This window comes from Saccharopolyspora mangrovi (genome assembly GCF_035320975.1).
Classification (GTDB): Bacteria; Actinomycetota; Actinomycetes; order Mycobacteriales; family Pseudonocardiaceae; genus Saccharopolyspora; species Saccharopolyspora mangrovi.
In genome coordinates this window covers 131,098-149,522 of record NZ_JAWLNX010000012.1, presented here as the reverse complement: position 1 = coordinate 149,522, position 18,425 = coordinate 131,098, and the positions used below count along the sequence as shown (strand labels likewise).

The window sequence follows — 18,425 nt, the reverse complement described above, 5'->3', positions numbered from 1 at the left end:
CCCGGCGAGGAAGTGACCCAGGGGGCGGTGCGCGTTTCCCGTCGCGCACCGCCCCTTTCGTGTCGAGCACCACCGACGCGGGAGCGTTCAGAGTTCGACCGTGCCGGTGGAACCGTGGATGGTGATGGTCTGGCCGTCGGTGATCCGCGTGGTGGCGTCGGTGACGCCCACGACCGCGGGGATCCCGTACTCGCGGGCGACCGTGGCGCCGTGGGAGTTGGGGCCGCCCATCTCCATGACCAGTCCGGACGCGGTGAGGAACAACGGGGTCCAGCCCGGGTCGGTGGAGGGGGCGACCAGGATCTCGCCCGGGTTCAGGTGGGCGTCCACCGGATCGCGGATGACCCGAGCCACCCCGGTGACCGTGCCCGCCGAGGCCGACGTTCCGCGCAGTCCGTCGCCGGTTTCCTCAACCGCCAGTTGGGTTTCCGGCTCGGTGCCGTCGGAGAGCAGCAGCCTCGGCAGGTGCTTGCGGCGGAGTTCGCGCTTGTGGGTCTCCCGGCGCGCGGCGATCAGGTCGCGATGATCGTTCCCGTCGATGACGTCTGAGAGTTCGTCGAAGTCCAGGAAGAACACATCAGCAGGATCGGAAATCCTTCGGGACGAGGACAGTTCGTCACCGATCCTGCGAAGATGCCTGCGGGTTGAGGCGATTCCCAGGATCGCGCAGTACTTCGGCAGTTCCCGCAGCCCGGCCAGGCCGCGCACCCGGTCGAGCAGGAAGGCCGCGATCCGGGCGTGCACGCGGTTGGGCAGCCGGGAGACGATCTCGGATGCCATCACCTCGGCCTCGTCCGCGCACTCCCGGAAGCGCTGCGCCGCGTCGTGCCCGGCGCCGCCGGTGCGCGCGTAGTTCTCCACCAGACCCAGCACGTGATCGGGATCTTCCGACCAGCGCGGCACGCCCACGTCGATCTCGGCGGCCGTGCGATGCCCGTGCCGCTGGAGGAACTCGTCCAGTCCGCAGAGGACTTCAGCGGGCAGCGAGCGGTCCCGGTAGCGCGCGGCGAGGTCGTCGACGTCGGGGCCGATGTGCTGCGCGATCGACCACAGCTCCAGGTCCATCTCGGTGGTCACGTTGTGCGGGATCCCCGACAGGACGACGTGGATCTCGGACTCGGTCGCGCGGGTGAGCTTCGGCAGCAGGCGGCCGAGCAGCAGGATCGGCATCATCCGCGGGGCCACCCAGGCCATGCGCGGCGCGGTCGCCCTCAGCAGCGCGTGCCGGGCGGTCTCCAGCCGTTCCCGCGCCGTCGCCGGTTCCGGTGCTGCCAGGTCGGAGCGCAGCTCCTCGACCCGGCGGAACGCCTCGTCGCGGGCGCGGGCGGGATCGCGCAGGACCCCGGCCAGCAGCAGCGGAATCCGGTTGCGCGCCAGGAACCTGCCGAGGGCCCGCCACAACCGCCACGGCACACCCGGTTCCAGGGCGAACCGGGGATCGGCCAGCAGGGACTCGTAGACGCGGCCGGTGCGCGCCTCGCCCGCCGCCATCAGCCGGGGCACCACGGCCCGGCCGATCCGGTTCCGCGCGGTCCTGGTGATGTCCAGGAACACCCACCCGCCGGCCGAGCGGAACGGTTCCGGCCGAACCCCCGGGGCTGGCAGCCCGAGTTCGCGCAGCACCCCGGAGGCCAGCAGGCCCAGCGTCGCCACGCCCATCGGCGTGAGCGGCCGGTAGACGCCCTGCGCGACGTTGATCGACACGTACATCCGCAGCCCGGCTTCGGCCTCGGCGGGCAGCGGGAACAGCGTGGTGATCGGCCGGGACTGGGTCAGCCACACGCCGTCGGCCCCGATCGCCCACTCGACGTCCTGCGGTGCGCCGAAGTGCCGGGCGACGTCGCGGCCGAGCTCGGCGAGCTCGCGGGCCTGCTCGTCATCGATCGAGGCGACCTCGGAGTCCTGGGCGACGGTCTCGACGCCCCCAGCCGCCGCGGACCGGATGCTGGTGGGCTTGTCGCCGAGCCGCGCGGTCACGCGGTTCCCGGACACCACGAAGTGGTCCGGGGTGACGGACCCGGAGACCACCGACTCGCCGAGCCCGGTGTTGGCGTCGATGACGGACTCCGACCGGTCGCCGGTGACCGGGTTGGCGGTGAACAGCACCCCGGCGGTGCGCGCGTCGACCATCCGCTGCACCACGACCGCCAAGCGCACGGCGGAGTGCTCGACGCCGTTCGCCTCGCGGTAGGCCACCGCGCGGTCCGTCCACAGCGAGGCCCAGCAGCGGCGGACCGCGTCCAGCAGTGCTTCGGGCCCGACGACGTTGAGGTAGGTGTCCTGCTGACCGGCGAAGCTGGCGTGCGGCAGGTCCTCGGCCGTCGCCGACGAGCGCACCGCCACCGGACCGGCGCCGAGCTCCTCGTGGCCGGCGGTGATCGCGGTGATCAGCTCCGGCGGCAGGGCGGTGGTGCGGATCCGCTCGCGGATCTCGGGCGCCGAGTTCGGGAGGCCGTCGAGCAGGTCGGTGACCCGGCAGACGTCCTCGTAGGCGTCGGTGGTGATCACGAAGCCAGGTGGCACCCGGAACCCGGCGGCGAGCAGTTCGCCGAGGTTCGCGGCCTTGCCGCCGACCACCTCGCCCATCCGGGCGTTGACCTTCTCCAGTCGCAGAACCGGCACGGCGACCACCCCCTCGTGCGTCAGCTCGACGGTAACTCCGGGGCGGAACAGAAATCAACGGTCGTTGAATTTGGGGCCATCAGGGTGATCTCCGGCCGCGGGGTCGTCATGATCTCGGCGGCCGGGCATCCCTTCTCCGGTGGAAGGAGTGCGATGGCGTGGTTGATGCTGGCCGCGGCGGCGGGAGCCGCGGTCGTGGCGATGGTGCGGTGGTTGCGGAGGCACCTGGTGCGCAGGCGGTCGGTGGCCCGGGCGAAGGTCGAGATGGGCTGGTTCTACCAACCGCCCAAGCGGCGGCCCTACGTCCAAGGCTGTGGAAAACACGCGTCGGCGGAGCCGATGGTGGTGCTCCGGAGGATCGATGGCTCACCCCTGGGGAGAGTCCCGCGACCAGGGAAGATGCGGTACCGGTGAGGGTTCGTCCACAAGTTTGTCCCCAGCTGTCCACAGGGCTGGGGAAAGTTGTCCACAACTGTGGAGAACTCATCCGGCACGAAAAGACCCTCCACGCGTCCGCGAGGAGGGTCTTCCGGTTCTGCTCAGGAGCGGCCTCAGTGGCCCGCTTCCTTGGCGCGCTCGTACGACTTCTTGATCTCGGCCTCGGCCTCGGAACGGCCGACCCACGTGGCGCCCTCCACGCTCTTGCCCGGCTCCAGGTCCTTGTACACCTCGAAGAAGTGCTGGATCTCCAGCCTGTAGAACTCGGAGAGGTGGTGGATGTCCCGCAGGTGCTCCTGGCGCGGGTCGTCCGAAGGAACGCAGATGAGCTTGTCATCGCCGCCCTTCTCGTCGCGCATGCGGAACATGCCGATGGCGCGCGACTTGATCAGGCAGCCCGGGAAGGTCGGCTCCTGAACCAGCACCAGCGCGTCCAACGGGTCGCCGTCCTCACCCAGGGTGTCGTCGACGAACCCGTAGTCAGCCGGGTACTGCGTGGCGGTGAACAACGTCCGGTCGAGACGGATACGACCCGTCTCGTGGTCCACCTCGTACTTGTTCCGGTTCCCCTTGGGGATCTCGATCGTGACGTCGAAGTCCACGCGGTTCCTCACTCGTCTTGCGTCGGATGCAGAAGCACGCTCGCGCGCGCGACCACGTCTAGTGTGGACCACGCTCGGCGTCCAGGCCCCACCGCAGTGCGAGAGCTCGCAATCTGGCAGTCTGACCTCCAGTCGAGGAGGAGCACGTGCCCGAACCCCAGAACACCCGGGGTGAGGTGTCCGAAACCGACGTCCAAGCGGCCTCGCCGGACCAGGACAACCGGCCGCGCACCGCTGCGCCGTCCCCGGAACGAGCTGCTGAGACGTCGGAGAACACCCCGCCCGCAAGCGACCCGGCGGAGCGCCCGGTGAACACCGCAGGCAGCGATGCCGCCGGAACCGAGGAAGCCGCACCTGAATCGGGGGAGACCGATTCGAGCGGCCCGGATTCTGGGACCAAGACCACACCCGCCGACGCGCCGACCGCCACGGTCCGCGTGGCCGGAAGCTTGTTCGACGAGACCGGCGGCGATGGCGCGTCCAGCACGGTGAAGCTCGCGAAGGGCGCCGTCGCCGGTGCCGTCGCCAAGACGCAGGAGCTCACCAAACCCGAAAGCCCTTCAGAGGCCGGGTCGGAGGAGGCGGACGAGCCCGTCGAGGCTGCGGCCCCGGGGGAGCCGGAAGCCGAATCAGCGGAGTCCGAGACGGAAACCGCTGATCAGCAAGGCTGTGATCAGGAATCCGCGGAGCAGGAGACCGGGGAAGCGGAGACCCCGCCCGCCGACGACTCGGCATCGGCCCCCGAGGAGCCCGGCGCCCAGGACCATGGCGACGAGCACCTCTCGGGCGACGAGCCGACCGACACCCCGGACGCGGACGCCGATGCCGAGGCCGAAGCGGAATCCGTCGAGGAAGGGCCTGCCGAAGCCGGGGCCGCTGAAGTCGAGTCCGCTGAGGAAGAGCCCGTCGAAGCCGAGGTCCCCGAGCAGGTCGAGGACGAGTCCGCCCCGCAGGCCGCTGCCCCGGAAGACGCTGAGCCCGGGGAAGAGGAGCCCGCGGCGGAGTCCCAGGACGGCAAGCCCGAGGACGAGCAGCAGGCCCAGGAGGACCAGTCCGAGTCGGAGGTTTCAACGGAGGCTCCCGCCGACTCGGCGGAGCCTGCTGACGACGAGGAAGGACCCGGCGAGGGCGAGTCCTCGGGTGGGGCAGAGGCTTCAACCGGAACCTCCACCGACGTCGACGAGGACGAGACGCCAGCTGCGGGCACGGAGGTGGAGCCGGAGTGGCCTGCCGAGCAGACGCAGATGCTCGCTCCGGTCGTCGTCGACGAGCCCGAGAAGGCCGCGGAGCCGGAGGAGGGGCCTGCTGAGAAGACCCAGCAGATCTCGCGCGCGGCGCTGGACGAGGCCCTGGCCAAGCCCGGGACCAAGGCGGAGCCCCCGGAGTCCGCTGCCGAGCAGACGACCCGCATCGACCTCGCGGACCTGCGGAAATCAGCTCCGGCGGAGTCTCCGGCGGAGCAGACGCAGTGGATCGACCGGATCGACTTCGACGAGCCGCGCACCGCGTCGGCCGCCGACTTCGCCGGTCTGGCCGTGCCGCAGGCCGACCAGACGGTGGGGCTGACACCGCCTGCTCCGAGCCCGCAGGGGCAGCAGCCGCCGCAGGCGCAGCAGCCCTACGCGAGCCCGGAGCACTTCGCCGGCCTCACCGCAGCGCACCGGCCCGAGGACACCACCGACCCGGTCGCTCCGCGGGCGGAGCCGCGGCGCTTCCCCTCGCAGCAGGCCGGGACCACCACCGGCCGCAAGGGTCGCGGTCCGCTGATCAGCATCGCCGTCGGCCTGGTGGTGCTGCTGGGTGCGGCGGTCGCGTTCGGCCCGTCGCTGGTCGAGGCGCTGAGCAAGACGCAGGTCGCCGACCCGCCCGCGCCCGTCCACCTCGACCCGAAGATCAAGCCGCTGGGTCAGAACGCCCCGACGCCCGCGCAGTCCGGGATCAGCGCCGCGCTGGCCGCGCCCGCCGCCAACCCGGCGCTGGGCACGCTCGGCGGGGTCGTGATGGACGCCCGCAGCGGCAGCGTGCTGTGGCAGCAGAACCCCGGCCAGGCGCTGATGCCGGCGTCGACGGGGAAGCTGCTGGCGATGAGCGCCGCGCTGCTCACCCTCGACCACGACGCGCGGCTGACCACCAAGGTCGTGCTCGGCAGCCAGCCGGGCACGGTGGTGCTCGTCGGCGGCGGCGACCCGACGCTGTCCTCGCTGTCCGGGGACCAGGAGTCGGTGTACCAGGGCGCGGCGAAGCTCGATGACCTGGTTGCGCAGGTCAAGGCCGCTTCCGGTGGAAACGTGAGCACCGTGCTGGTCGACACGAGCCGCTACCGGGGTCCGACGGCGGCGTCGGGCTGGCTGCCGCAGGACGTGGCCGCCGGCTTCTACGCCCCGATGGAACCGGTGATGCTCGACGGCGGCCGCGCCGACCCGACGAAGGACTACAGCCCGCGCACCTCCACGCCCGCGCTGCAGGCCGGTCAGGAGCTGGCCGAGCGGCTGGGCGCCGCGACCGCCGCGCCGGGCAACGCCCCGGCGAACGCGCAGGTGCTCGGCCAGGTGCAGTCGGCGCCGGTGTCCGAGCTGGTCGAGAACGTGCTGCAGCACTCCGACAACGTGCTGGCCGAGGCGCTGACCCGCGAGGTCGCCATCGCCACCGGCAAGGAGCCGTCGTTCTCCGGCGGCACCCAGGCGGTCCGCGAGGTGCTGCAGCGCAACGGCCTCGACGTCACCGGCACCACGATGGCCGACGGCAGCGGCCTGTCGCTGGACGACCGGATCACGCCGCAGCTGCTCGGGCAGCTGCTGCACAAGGCGACCGCTCCGGCCGGCCCGGGCGGGGCGCTGCCGGAGGTCTCGGCGAAGCTGCGGGACCTCCTGCCGGGCCTGCCCATCGCGGGTGGCAGCGGCAGCCTCACCGACCGGTACCAGGGCAGCCCGGGCCAGGGCTGGGTGCGCGCCAAGACCGGCACGCTCGACGGCGCCAACAGCCTGGCCGGAACCGTGGTCACCCAGGACGGCAGGCTGCTGGTCTTCGCGATGATGTCCAACGGCACGAGCTCGTCGACCGCTCGCCCCGCCCTGGACTCCCTCGCCGACGCCCTCCGCAGCTGCGGCTGCCGTTAAGTCCTGGTCAAAGCGCACAAGCTCGATTCCTCCGGAGTGCTTCGACGGGTACGGTCGGTGACGTGAACGCCACTCCCGCCGTCGAGGCGCCCAGGGCGCTGGACTGGAACGTCGCCGTGGGCACCGCGGTCCGGTTGATGAAGCCGGGCCCGGAAGTGCCGCGCGCCGAGGCCGAGCGGGCCGTGCGCTCGCTGCGGCGGTTCAGCGTCGAAGCCGAATCGCACGTCCGCGAGCAGACCGGCCTGGGGCTGGACCTGCCGATCGTCGAAGGCGACGTGGTGGACCGGCCCAACTGGGTGCGCGGGGCGGCCTTCGGCCTGTCCGAGCTGACCACCGCCGCGCTGTCCACCGTGGATTCGTCCGCGCTGCCCGGTGGGGACCTGCTGGGCCAGATCAGCGCCCGCAGCGCCGGGGTGCAGGCCGGGGTGGTGCTGGCCTACCTGGGCGGCAAGGTGCTCGGCCAGTTCGATCCCTACGGCGAGTCCGGCGTGGAGGGCCAGCGCGGGCGGTTGTTGCTGGTGGCGCCGAACGTCGTGGCCGCGCAGCAGTCGCTGGGCGTGCCGGCCGACGACTTCCTGATGTGGGTGTGCCTGCACGAGTCGACGCACCGGCTGCAGTTCAACTCCGTGCCGTGGCTGCGCGAGCACTTCGCCGCCGGTCTCGGCGAGCTGCTCTCGCAGATGGAGGGCGGTACCGCTGAGCTGCTGAGCCGGCTGCCGAACGTGGTCCGCGAGGCCCGCACGGCCCGCCGCGCCGATTCCAGCCCGGGCGTGCTCGGCGTCCTGGAGCTCTTGCAGTCGCCGGAGCAGCGAGCCGCGCTGGACCGGATCATCGCGATCTCCACGCTGCTGGAGGGCCACGCAGATCACGTGATGGACGCCGTCGGTCCGCAGGTCGTGCCCAGCGTGGGCACCATCCGCCGGCGCTTCACCGAGCGCCGCAACGGCGGTGGCCTGCTGGACCGCATCCTGCGCAGCCTGCTGGGCGTGGACGCCAAGATCCGCCAGTACGCCCAGGGCGCAGCCTTCACCGACCACGTCGTCGACCGGATCGGCATGTCGGGCTTCAACGCCGTGTGGGCGCACCCGGACAACCTCCCGACCCGGGCCGAGATCACCGATCCGGCCGCCTGGATCCGCCGGGTTCACGGCTGACCGGCCTGGACGAGCGCGCTCCGGCCGGGTGGGGAGAATCGGGGGATGCCGCCTGATCCCGCTGTGAGCGAGACCCGGACCGCCGTGCGGCGGCTGCTGTCCTCGCCCGAAGCGGCGCCGTTCGCGGGATCGCCGCTGGTCGTGGCCTGCTCCGGGGGAGCGGATTCGCTCGCGCTCGCGGCTGCGGTCGCGCACGTGTCCCGGCAGTCCGGGACGAGCGCGCAGGCGATCGTGGTCGACCACGGCCTGCAGGTCGGTTCCGACGCGATCGCCCGCCGGGCCGTCGAGCAGCTGTCCGGGATCGGGATGTCCGCGCAGGTCGTGGAGGTCGACGTCGACGGGATGGGCGGCCTGGAGGCGGCGGCGCGCAAGGCGCGCTACGCGGCGCTGCGGGCCGAGCGCCCGAGCGGATCGCTGGTGCTGCTCGGCCACACCCTCGACGACCAGGCGGAAACCGTGCTCCTCGGGCTCGGCCGCGGTTCCGGGGCGCGGTCGATCGCCGGGATGCGCCCGCTCGACGTCCCGTGGGCCCGCCCGTTCCTGGCGGTCCGCCGCACCACGACCGAGGCCGCCTGCCGGGCCCAGGGCCTCGAACCCTGGCACGACCCGCACAACGCCGACCCCCGCTTCACCCGTGTGCGGTTGCGCACAGAGGTGGTTCCGCTGCTGGAGGACGTGCTGCAGGGCGGAGTCGCGGAGGCGCTGGCCCGCACCGCCCGCCAGCTGCGGGAGGATTCCGACGCGCTGGAGGCCGTCGCCGGGGTCGAGCTCGCCCGCGTCCGCGCCGATCATGGCCTCGATTGCGCTGAGCTGCGGCGATTCCCGGCGGCCGTGCGGCGCCGCGTGCTGCGGGAGTGGCTCACCTCCGAGGGGGTGCCCGAAATGACCGATGCGCACTTGCGCTCGGCCGACGCGCTCATCGCCGACTGGCGGGGGCAGGGCGGTCCGGCGCTGCCCGGCGACTTTGTGCTGCGCCGAGCGCATGGCAGGCTGCGGGTGGAGACGGCGGACCGCAAGCCGCCGAATGGCTGACGGTGCACCGGCATCAGCGTCGGGGCGGGTCTCCGGCTTGGGGAATTGTTGATCCGACAAGAGGGGAAGCCGAGCCGTGTACGACGGCGATATCGCTTCTGTGCTCATCACCGAGCAGCAGATCAAGGACAAGGTCGCGGAGCTGGCCAAGCAGGTCGACGACGACTACCAGCAGGGCGGCGATCTGCTGCTGGTCGGCGTGCTCAAGGGCGCGGTGATGTTCATGACCGACTTCGCCCGGGCGCTGCCGCAGCCCGCGCAGCTGGAGTTCATGGCGGTCAGCTCGTACGGCTCGTCGACGTCGTCGTCCGGTGTGGTGCGCATCCTCAAGGACCTCGACCGCGACATCGCGGGCAAGCACGTGGTGATCGTCGAGGACATCATCGATTCCGGCCTGACGCTGTCCTGGCTGCTCAAGAACCTCAAGGCGCGCAACCCCGCGTCGCTGGAGGTCTGCACGCTGCTGCGCAAGCCGGATGCCGTGCAGGTGGACGTCCCGGTGCGCTACGTCGGCTTCGACATCCCGAACGAGTTCGTCGTGGGCTATGGCCTCGACTACGCAGAGCGCTATCGTGATCTGCCTTATATCGGCACGCTCGACCCGAAGGTCTACACCTCGGGCGTGTGATGCGGGGAATGGATCGTCCCGCCCACGTGCGGCGGGGCGATCCTAGTAGGCTGGGCGCCCTGTGCTGGGCGCGGCATGGTCGTGCCCGCGCATCGGCCGGTACGCTGGTCTGAAGGGGTTGGCGGTGGGTGTCCCTATCAGGAGCCGTCACCCGAAGTAACAGTCAGGGAGGGTCGAGGCCGCCCGTCGGCCGCAAGTGAATGGACCGAAAGCGCCTGCTCCGCAACCCGCTGCTGTGGATCCTGACAGCGTTCCTGTTGATCTACGCGTTCAGCTTGCTCTTCGATGAGACTCGCGCCTACCGCGAAGTCTCCACCTCGCAGGCCCTGGAACAGCTCGCCCAGGGCAAGGTCAAGGAAGCGACCATCGAGGACAAGGAGCAGCGGGTCCGGCTGACCCTCAACGACGGCCAGAACTTCCAGGGCAGCAACCAGCTGATCGCGAACTACCCCGCCGGCTCGACCGAGCAGGTCGTCGGCGAGATTCGCAACGCCCACGTGCCCACCTGGAACACCAAGGTCACCCAGGACAACTTCTGGGTGCAGATGCTGTTCTACCTCGTGCCCATCGGCCTGCTCGTGCTGCTGCTGATGTGGATGATGAACAACGTCCAGGGCGGCGGGAACCGCGTCCTGAACTTCGGCAAGTCCAAGGCCAAGCAGCTCACGAAGGACATGCCCAAGACGCTGTTCGGCGACGTCGCCGGCGCCGATGAGGCCGTCGAGGAACTGCACGAGATCAAGGACTTCCTTCAGAACCCGGGCCGCTACCAGGCCCTGGGCGCGAAGATCCCCAAGGGCGTGCTGCTCTACGGCCCGCCCGGCACCGGTAAGACGCTGCTGGCCCGCGCGGTCGCCGGCGAGGCCGGCGTGCCGTTCTACTCGATCTCCGGTTCCGACTTCGTCGAGATGTTCGTCGGTGTCGGTGCCTCCCGCGTCCGCGACCTGTTCGAGCAGGCCAAGCAGAACGCGCCCTGCATCATCTTCGTCGACGAGATCGACGCGGTCGGCCGCCAGCGCGGCGCCGGCCTCGGCGGTGGTCACGACGAGCGCGAGCAGACGCTGAACCAGCTGCTCGTGGAGATGGACGGCTTCGACTCGCGCGGCGGCATCATCCTGATCGCCGCCACCAACCGCCCGGACATCCTGGACCCGGCGCTGCTGCGTCCCGGCCGCTTCGACCGGCAGATCCCGGTCTCGGCGCCGGACCTGCGGGGCCGCAAGGCGATCCTGGGCGTGCACTCGAAGGGCAAGCCGCTCGCGCAGGACGTCGACATGGAGGGCCTGGCCAAGCGCACGGTCGGCTTCTCCGGTGCCGACCTGGAGAACGTGGTCAACGAGGCCGCGCTGCTCACCGCTCGCGAGAACGGCCAGCTGATCAACGCCGCCGCGATGGAAGAGGCGGTGGACCGGGTCGTCGGCGGCCCGCGCCGGAAGAGCAAGATCATCTCGGAGCGGGACAAGAAGATCACCGCCTACCACGAGGGCGGGCACGCCCTGGCCGCGTGGGCGATGCCCGACCTGGAGCCGGTCTACAAGCTCACGATCCTGCCGCGCGGCCGCACCGGTGGTCACGCGCTCGTCGTCCCCGAGGACGACAAGGACATGATGACCCGCTCGGAGATGATCGGTCGCCTGGTGTTCGCGCTCGGTGGCCGCTCCGCCGAGGAGCTCGTCTTCCACGAGCCGACCACCGGCGCCTCCAGCGACATCGAGCAGGCGACCAAGATCGCCCGCGCGATGGTCACCGAGTACGGCATGACCGCCCGGCTGGGCGCGGTCAAGTACGGCAAGGAGGAGGGCGACCCGTTCCTGGGCCGCACCGCCGGTCAGCAGCCGAACTACTCGCTGGAGGTCGCGCACGAGATCGACGAGGAGGTGCGCAGGCTCATCGAGGCCGCGCACACCGAGGCGTGGGAGGTGCTCAACACCTACCGCGACGTGCTCGATGACCTCGTGCTGGAGCTCATCGAGAAGGAGACGCTCAACCGAAAGGACCTGGAGCGGGTCTTCTCGCGGGTCGAGAAGCGGCCGCGGATCACCGCGTTCAACGACTTCGGCGGGCGCACCCCGTCGGAGAAGCCGCCGGTCAAGACCCCGGGTGAGCTGGCCAAGGAGCGCGGCGAGCCGTGGCCCCCGGTCGTGGAGGAGCCGACCCCGGCGCCTTCCGCCCAGGCCACCGGTGCGCAGCAGAACGGCACCCCGGCCCAGGAGCAGGAACCGGCCGGAGCCGGGGCCAGCCAGGGCACGGTGCAGATCCAGCAGCCGCAGTCCGGCCAGCAGGTCCCCTCGGCGGTCCCGCCGAACTACGGTGCTCCGCCCGGGTGGACCCCGGCGACCAACCCGTCCGGTTCCAACTACAACTGGACCCCTTCCTGGGAACGCGGTCAGCAGCCCTCCGAGCAGGGAGACTCGCAGTCCGAGCGGTCTGAGGGCCAGGACTCTGCCAGGGAGAACGGCAGCGGCAACAACGGCCGCTGATACTGGCGGGCGCAGCGCCCGCCGGGCGCTGCCGAGCCAGTGGAGGAAAGCAACAGTGACCAGTGCGGTCGACGAGCCGATCGGGGCGGGGGACTCCCGCCCCGACGGCTCTTTTCACATGCCCCAGTTCGACCAGGCCCGCGCGGAGGCCGCGATCCGGGAACTGCTCATCGCAGCCGGTGAGGACCCCGAGCGCGACGGCCTGAAGGAGACGCCGCAGCGCGTCGCGCGCGCCTACCGCGAGCTGTTCGCGGGGCTCTACACCGATCCCGACGAGGTCTTGGACAAGACCTTCGACGAGGCCCACGAGGAACTCGTCCTGGTCCGGGACATTCCTGTGTACTCACAATGTGAACATCATCTTCTGCCCTTCCACGGCAACGCGCACATCGGCTACATCCCCAACGAGCACGGCAGGGTGACCGGGCTGTCCAAGCTGGCCCGCCTGGTCGACCTCTACGCCAAGCGCCCGCAGGTGCAGGAGCGGCTGACCTCGCAGGTCGCCGACGCCCTGGTGCGCAGGCTGGAGCCGCGCGGCGTGATCGTGGTGATCGACGCCGAGCACCTGTGCATGGGGATGCGCGGGGTGCGCAAGGCGGGCTCGACGACCACGACTTCGGCCGTGCGCGGCATCTTCCGCAGCTCGTCCTCCTCGCGCTCCGAAGCGTTGTCGCTGATCAGGGGGCGTTGATGCACGCGAAGCTGCCCAACCCGGCGCGCTGCGCGGTGATGGGCATCCTCAACGTCACGCCGGACTCGTTCTCCGACGGCGGGCGCTACCTGGACCGCGAGGCGGCGGTGGCGCACGGCGTGGAGATGCACCGGCTGGGCGCCGACATCATTGACGTCGGCGGCGAGTCGACCCGGCCCGGTTCGGAGCGGGTGGACGCCGCCACCGAGGTCGACCGGGTGCTGCCGGTGGTGCAGGAGCTGGTCGCGTCGGGCGTGCCGGTGAGCGTGGACACCACGCGCGCCGAGGTCGCCGCGGCGACGGCGGGCGCGGGCGCCTCGATGATCAACGACGTGTCGGGCGGGCTCGCGGATCCGGAGATGGCGCGCGTCGCCGCCGACACCGGGCTGCCGTGGGTGCTGATGCACTGGCGGGGCCACAGCAAGAACATGAACGCGCTGGCCGAGTACGGCGACGTGGTCGCCGACGTCCGCGAGGAGCTGCTGCGGCAGGTCGACGCGGCGGTGCGCGCGGGCGTCGCGGAGGAGGCGATCGTGCTGGACCCGGGTCTGGGCTTCGCCAAGACCGGCAGGCACGACTGGCAGCTGCTGCAGAACCTCGACAGCCTCGTCGACCTGGGATTCCCGGTGCTGGTGGGGGCTTCGCGCAAGAGGTTCCTGGGCGCGCTGCTGGCCGACGACGACGGAACGCCGCGTCCGCCGGACGGCCGCGAGACGGCCACCGCGGTGGTCTCCGCGCTGTCGGCCGACCGGGGTGCGTGGGGAGTGCGGGTGCACGACGTGCGGTGTTCGCTGGACGCGGTCGCGGTGACGGCCGCTTGGCGCAGCGGAGGAGAGATCTTTGGCTGATCGGATCACGCTGACGGGCCTGGAGCTGCGCGGCAACCACGGCGTCTTCGACCACGAGAAGCAGGACGGGCAGAACTTCCTGGTCGACATCACCGTCTGGCTCGACCTGGCCGACGCGGGCGCGACCGACGACCTGACCAAGACGCTGCACTACGGCGAGCTGGCCGAGATGGCGGCCGGGATCGTCGGCGGCCCCTCCCGCGACCTCATCGAGACCGTCGCCGCCGAGATCGCCGACCAGGTGATGACCGACGAGCGCGTCTACGCCACCGAGGTCACCCTGCACAAACCGCACGCGCCGATCCCGCTGAGCTTCGCCGACGTCGCGGTCACCATCCGCCGCTCCCGCCGGGGCGGTCGCGGGAACGTGGTGCCGGCGTGAGCCGAGCGGTCCTGTCCCTCGGCTCGAACCTCGGTGACCGGCTGAGCTACCTGCGGCTGGCGGTCGAGGGCCTCTCCGACGTCCTCGTCGCGGCTTCCCCGGTGTACGAGACGGCGCCGTGGGGCGTCACCGATCAGCCGGACTTCCTCAACGCGATCCTCGTCGTGGAGTCCCCGGACCTCGACGAGTGGGGCTGGCTCCGCCGCGCCCAATCGCTGGAGCAGCAGGCCGAACGCGTCCGCGAGCAGCGCTGGGGTCCGAGGACCCTCGACGTCGACGTCGTCTCGGTCGACGAGGTCCGCAGCACCCACCCGGACCTCCTCCTCCCGCACCCGGGCACCCCGAGCCGGGCCACGGTCCTCATCCCCTGGCTGGACGTGGAACCCGATGCCCACCTCCCCGGCCACGGCCCCGTCGCCGACCTCCTGGCCACCCTCCCGTCATCGGACATCGACGACGTGCACCGCCGGGACGACCTCACCCTCCACTAGGGACCGGAACCCCTCCTCCTGGTCACCGACGCGGCCAGGACCCGGATTACTCCGGTATTCAGGTGACCGAATACCGGAGTAATCCGTCACCTGAATACCGGCGCAATCCGTCGCCTGGGGACCCGGTCGGTGGGTTGGGGGAGGTGGGATGCTGGGGGTGTGGCGCCGCGACGTATTGAGCAGATGACGTTCACCAAACCCGGACAGCTGGTGGTTGCGGGGTTGGTGACGGCTGCGGTGGTGTTCCTGGTTTCCCGCCTGATGTACGGGGAACTGCCGCCGCTGCCCACGCTGGCGGGCGCGACGTTGCTGCTGATCGCCGCCGTCGACGTGGTGCTGGCGGCCGTGCTGCGGCCCCGGGTGCAGCGCAAACCCGGGGTGGAGCCCGTCGAGGCGCTGACCGCGGCGCGGGCCGTGGCGCTGGCGAAGGCGTCGTCGCTGGCCGGGGCGATCATGGCCGGCGGCTGGATTGGGCTGCTCGGTTACCTGCTGCCGATGATGAGCACGGTGGACGCCGCGCGATCGGACACCACCGCCGCCGTCGTCGGGTTGATCAGCGCCGCGGCCCTGATCGGCGCCGGTCTGTGGCTGGAGCACTGCCTCCGCAATCCGGATGAGCCGGACGAGCCCGACGAGGACGAGTGAAACCGCCCACCCGATGGGCCGTTCGGAGCAGTGACCGTTCAGCTGCCCTGCGCAATGCGCGAACGGTTTGCTGCACCTTCAGGTCTCGAACTGATAACCGCCTTGTACCGTGGGTTCCATGTCCGAGCGCGGCACCACCGAAACCGACCCCGACAACGGGCGATCCAACGTCCTGTGGGGCGGCGCGCTCGTGCTCGCCGCGGCCGCGACGTCGGTGCTGGTGCTCAGCAACGACGCGCGGCTGCTCCGCCTCGGCCTGATCGCCGCGTTGTGGGGCGCGCTGCTGGGCGCGTTCGCGGTCGCGCGGTTGCGCCACCGGGTTGCGGAGAGCGAGCAGGCCGCCGCCGACCGCCAGCGGATCTACGAGCTGGAGCTGGAGCGCGAGATCGCCGCGCGCCGCGAGTACGAGCTGGAGGCCCAGGCGGAGGCGCGACGCCGAGCTTCGGAGGAGTCCGACGCGCAGATCCGCGCTCTGCAGGCCGAGCTGACTAAGCTGCGCACGACTCTGGAGCAGGTGATCGGCGGTGACGTGCTCTTCGAGCGGGTCGCGCTGCGCGCCGAGTCCACCCGGGTCCGCTCGCTGCCGGAGCGCTCGCAGGGCGAGACGAAGCTGATCCAGCGCCCGCCGCAGCGCCCCAAGACGATCCAGCAGCCGATTGAGCCGAAGAAGCAGGCGCCGGTGCCCGCCGCCGCGAAGACCGACGTGATGGCCAAGCTCTCCGGCGAGGTCCCGCTGCACGACGCCCCGAAGCCAGCGCCGAAAACCCAGGTGGCCCAACCGGTTCCGGATCGGTCGGCGCCGCGCCGCCCGGACCGCACGGCCTACGAGAAGCCGAGCGAGCCGGATCCGGCGGGCGCGCACACCGCGGGCACCTCGGTCAACGACCTCATCGCCGCGTACGGCGGGACTCCCGACCTGCAGCGCCGCCGCCGTCGCCGTTCCTGAGATCGTGAGAAGGCGACCATTCGGTCAGCCGTGAATCGGGTTCTCTAGGGTCTGGGGCGTGTCGAGTACTGATCACGCGGGTCCGGTCGCTGACGTCTCCCGCGCTCGCCGGTTGCAGAGCCGCAAGCACCACGCCGTCGGCTGGCCCATCGCCGGTCTGATCCTGCTCGGGATGATCGGGCTGGTCATGCTGGGGATCACGACGTCACGGGTCGGTGCGGTGCCCGCCGTGTTCGGCGCGGCCGCCGCGCTGCTGCCGGTGGGGATGGTCGTGACCGCCACGGTGTGGATCGACCGCTGGGAGCCCGAGCCGCCGATGCTGATGATCGGCGCGTTCCTGTGGGGCGCGGGTGGGGCCACGGCCTGCTCGTTGCTGCTCAACAACACCTCCCAGTCGGTGACGAACCTGCTGGTGGGCCAGGGCGATCACCGCTTCTTCCTGACCGCTGTGATGGGTCCGGTGGTGGAGGAGGCCGCCAAGGCCGTGTTCGTGGTCGGCCTGTGGATGCGCCGCCGCGCCGAGTTCAACGGTCTGGTCGACGGCATCGTCTACGCGTCGCTGACCGCCGCCGGTTTCGCGTTCACCGAGAACATCCTGTACTTCGGCAAGGCCTTCGCCGACGGCGGCGTGACCGGGGGAGCGGTCGTGGCGCTGTTCGTGCTGCGCGGTGTGCTGGCGCCGTTCTCGCACCCGCTGTTCACCGCGATGTTCGGCATCGCCGTCGGTTTCGCGTGGGGCGCGCGCAGCCGGCTCCAGCAGCTCGGCTGGCTGGTCGGCGGCTACCTGGTGGCGGTGCTGCTGCACGCGGTGTGGAACTCGGCGACGTTCCTCGGCGGCACCGGGTTCATCAACGTCTACTTCTTGATCATGGTCCCGGTGTTCCTCGGCACCTTCGCGCTGATCATCTGGCAGCGCAAGCGGGAGCAGCGCATCGTCAACGAGCAGCTGCCGAAGCTGGAGCGGGCCGGGTTGATCGCGCGCAGCGAGATGGAGCTGCTGGCGAGCCTGACCGGCAGGCAGGGCTGGCTGCGCAAGGTCAAGAAGCGCGCGGGCGTCCAGGCCGCGAAGTCGGTGCGCGATTACCAGATCGCGGTCACCGAGCTGGCGTTCCTGCAGCACCGCTCGGAGGCGGGCCGGACCACCAGCGCCGCCCGCCGGGCCCGCCGGGAGAAGCTGATCGCCGACCTCAAGCAGGCCCGCCGTTCGGCTGCGGGCCGCCAGGAGGCCATCCAGACCGCGAAGATCAACATCGACGAGCTCACCCGCCGCGTCCCGAAGCCGCGGGCCTGAGCTCCGGCGTCGAGCCACGAGCTGAGTGACGTATGGAAAGGGTGGTTCTCGCCACCTTTAACGGTCGCGGAGTAGCCCCGGTGCCGGGTGTTGGGGCTACTCTCGCGGCGCTGTCTGGTACCCGGTAGCGGGACTGGAACGGTTTTGGAGGGAACACGTGGCGATGTCTGCTGAACCCACGGGCCCTCGACTGCGCGTGGGAATCATCTCCGCAGGTCGGGTGGGTGCCGTGCTGGGCGCTGCATTGCAGCGGATCGGGCACGAGGTCGTCGCGGTCTCGGGCGTCTCGGACGCGTCGCTCCGCCGGGCGGAGGAACTGCTGCCGGGCGTGCCGGTCGAGCCGCCGGACTCGGTCGCCAAGAACGCCGAACTGCTGGTCCTGGCCATCCCGGACGACGCCCTCCCCGGCATGGTGCAGGGTCTGGTCTCCGCCGATGCGCTGCACGGGTCGCAGCTGGTCATGCACACCTCGGGTTCGCAGGGCGTGACCGCGCTGGAGCCGGCCGCCGCGATCGGCGCGCTGCCGATGGCGATGCACCCGGCGATGACCTTCACCGGCCGTCCCGAGGACGTCGACCGGCTCTCCGACGCCTGCATGGTGATCACCGCGAACGAGCTCACCGGCTGGAGCGTCGCCGAGAGCATCGCGATCGAGCTGGGCATGGAGCCGGTGCGCATCCCGGAGGAGGCCCGCCCGCTCTACCACGCGGCCCTCACCCACGGCGCGAACCACCTGATCACGCTGGTCAACGAGTGCCAGCAGCTGCTGCGCGACGCCGGGGTGGAAGTGCCGGGCCGGGTGATGGCGCCGCTGCTGTCGGCGTCGCTGGACAACGCGCTGCGCCTGGGCGACCGCGCCTACACCGGCCCGGTGGTGCGCGGTGACTCCGGGACGGTGCGCGGGCACCTGCGCGCGTTGTCGGACGCCGACCCGGACGTCGTACCCGGGTACCGCGAACTGGCCCGCCGCACGGCGTTCCGGGCCGAGCAGAGCGGCCTGCTGCGCGGTGACGTCGCCGCGCGCGTGCGCGAGGCCCTCGACGAGGAACAGGCCTGACC

16 protein-coding genes are annotated in these 18,425 nt (G+C 71.2%); 14 read left to right on the top strand and 2 right to left on the bottom strand.

Going from position 1 to position 18,425, the window contains the following annotated elements; all coding sequences use genetic code 11:
• Positions 1-87: 87 nt before the first annotated feature.
• A complete protein-coding gene (locus tag R4I43_RS18505) occupies positions 88-2,622 on the bottom strand; it encodes a PEP/pyruvate-binding domain-containing protein (RefSeq protein ID WP_324266888.1) in 2,535 nt (844 codons plus the stop codon).
• 153 nt (positions 2,623-2,775) lie between these two features.
• On the opposite strand from R4I43_RS18505, the gene R4I43_RS18500 reads away from it, so the two are divergent.
• On the top strand, positions 2,776-3,036 hold the full coding sequence (locus R4I43_RS18500) for a hypothetical protein (RefSeq protein WP_324266887.1): 261 nt from the start codon (positions 2,776-2,778) through the stop codon (positions 3,034-3,036).
• Between the two features lie 137 nt (positions 3,037-3,173).
• Here R4I43_RS18500 and R4I43_RS18495 read toward each other — a convergent pair whose 3' ends face one another.
• The gene (locus tag R4I43_RS18495) at positions 3,174-3,662 is read right to left on the bottom strand and encodes an inorganic diphosphatase (protein WP_324266886.1); all 489 of its coding nucleotides are present in this window, start codon (positions 3,660-3,662) and stop codon (positions 3,174-3,176) included.
• 146 nt (positions 3,663-3,808) lie between these two features.
• Here R4I43_RS18495 and dacB point away from each other — a divergent pair, with 146 nt between their 5' ends.
• From dacB to R4I43_RS18430, 13 genes are all read left to right on the top strand, one after another.
• A complete protein-coding gene (gene dacB, locus R4I43_RS18490; protein WP_324266885.1) occupies positions 3,809-6,778 on the top strand; it encodes a D-alanyl-D-alanine carboxypeptidase/D-alanyl-D-alanine endopeptidase in 2,970 nt (989 codons plus the stop codon).
• 62 nt (positions 6,779-6,840) lie between these two features.
• Positions 6,841-7,932 (top strand): zinc-dependent metalloprotease, encoded by a 1,092-nt coding sequence (locus tag R4I43_RS18485; protein ID WP_324266884.1) that lies wholly within the window; start codon positions 6,841-6,843, stop codon positions 7,930-7,932.
• A gap of 45 nt (positions 7,933-7,977) precedes the next feature.
• A complete protein-coding gene (tilS, locus tag R4I43_RS18480; RefSeq protein ID WP_324266883.1) occupies positions 7,978-8,964 on the top strand; it encodes a tRNA lysidine(34) synthetase TilS in 987 nt (328 codons plus the stop codon).
• Between the two features lie 76 nt (positions 8,965-9,040).
• Positions 9,041-9,592 (top strand): hypoxanthine phosphoribosyltransferase, encoded by a 552-nt coding sequence (gene hpt / locus R4I43_RS18475; protein ID WP_324266882.1) that lies wholly within the window; start codon positions 9,041-9,043, stop codon positions 9,590-9,592.
• 200 nt (positions 9,593-9,792) lie between these two features.
• Positions 9,793-12,072 carry an ATP-dependent zinc metalloprotease FtsH gene (gene ftsH, locus R4I43_RS18470; protein WP_324266881.1) on the top strand — a complete coding sequence of 760 codons (2,280 nt, stop codon included), beginning with the start codon at positions 9,793-9,795 and terminating at the stop codon, positions 12,070-12,072.
• A 118-nt stretch (positions 12,073-12,190) separates the two neighbouring features.
• A complete protein-coding gene (gene folE / locus R4I43_RS18465; RefSeq protein ID WP_324266936.1) occupies positions 12,191-12,763 on the top strand; it encodes a GTP cyclohydrolase I FolE in 573 nt (190 codons plus the stop codon).
• Positions 12,763-13,611: a dihydropteroate synthase gene (gene folP, locus R4I43_RS18460; RefSeq protein WP_324266880.1), complete on the top strand. Its 849-nt coding sequence runs from the start codon at positions 12,763-12,765 to the stop codon at positions 13,609-13,611. The genes folE and folP overlap by 1 nt, the downstream gene beginning before the upstream one ends.
• Positions 13,604-13,993: a dihydroneopterin aldolase gene (gene folB / locus R4I43_RS18455; protein WP_324266879.1), complete on the top strand. Its 390-nt coding sequence runs from the start codon at positions 13,604-13,606 to the stop codon at positions 13,991-13,993. Before folP ends, folB begins: the two co-directional genes overlap by 8 nt.
• Positions 13,990-14,484 (top strand): 2-amino-4-hydroxy-6-hydroxymethyldihydropteridine diphosphokinase, encoded by a 495-nt coding sequence (folK, locus tag R4I43_RS18450; RefSeq protein ID WP_324266878.1) that lies wholly within the window; start codon positions 13,990-13,992, stop codon positions 14,482-14,484. The genes folB and folK overlap by 4 nt, the downstream gene beginning before the upstream one ends.
• Positions 14,485-14,667: 183 nt before the next feature.
• Complete coding sequence (locus R4I43_RS18445) at positions 14,668-15,129, top strand: DUF3180 domain-containing protein (protein ID WP_324266877.1); 462 nt, start codon at positions 14,668-14,670, stop codon at positions 15,127-15,129.
• A gap of 118 nt (positions 15,130-15,247) precedes the next feature.
• Positions 15,248-16,075, top strand: a complete 828-nt coding sequence (locus R4I43_RS18440; protein WP_324266876.1) for a DUF6779 domain-containing protein — start codon at positions 15,248-15,250, stop codon at positions 16,073-16,075.
• A gap of 58 nt (positions 16,076-16,133) precedes the next feature.
• On the top strand, positions 16,134-17,366 hold the full coding sequence (locus R4I43_RS18435; protein WP_324266875.1) for a PrsW family intramembrane metalloprotease: 1,233 nt from the start codon (positions 16,134-16,136) through the stop codon (positions 17,364-17,366).
• A 163-nt stretch (positions 17,367-17,529) separates the two neighbouring features.
• Positions 17,530-18,423, top strand: a complete 894-nt coding sequence (locus tag R4I43_RS18430; RefSeq protein ID WP_324266874.1) for a Rossmann-like and DUF2520 domain-containing protein — start codon at positions 17,530-17,532, stop codon at positions 18,421-18,423.
• The last annotated feature ends 2 nt before the right edge of the window (positions 18,424-18,425 follow it).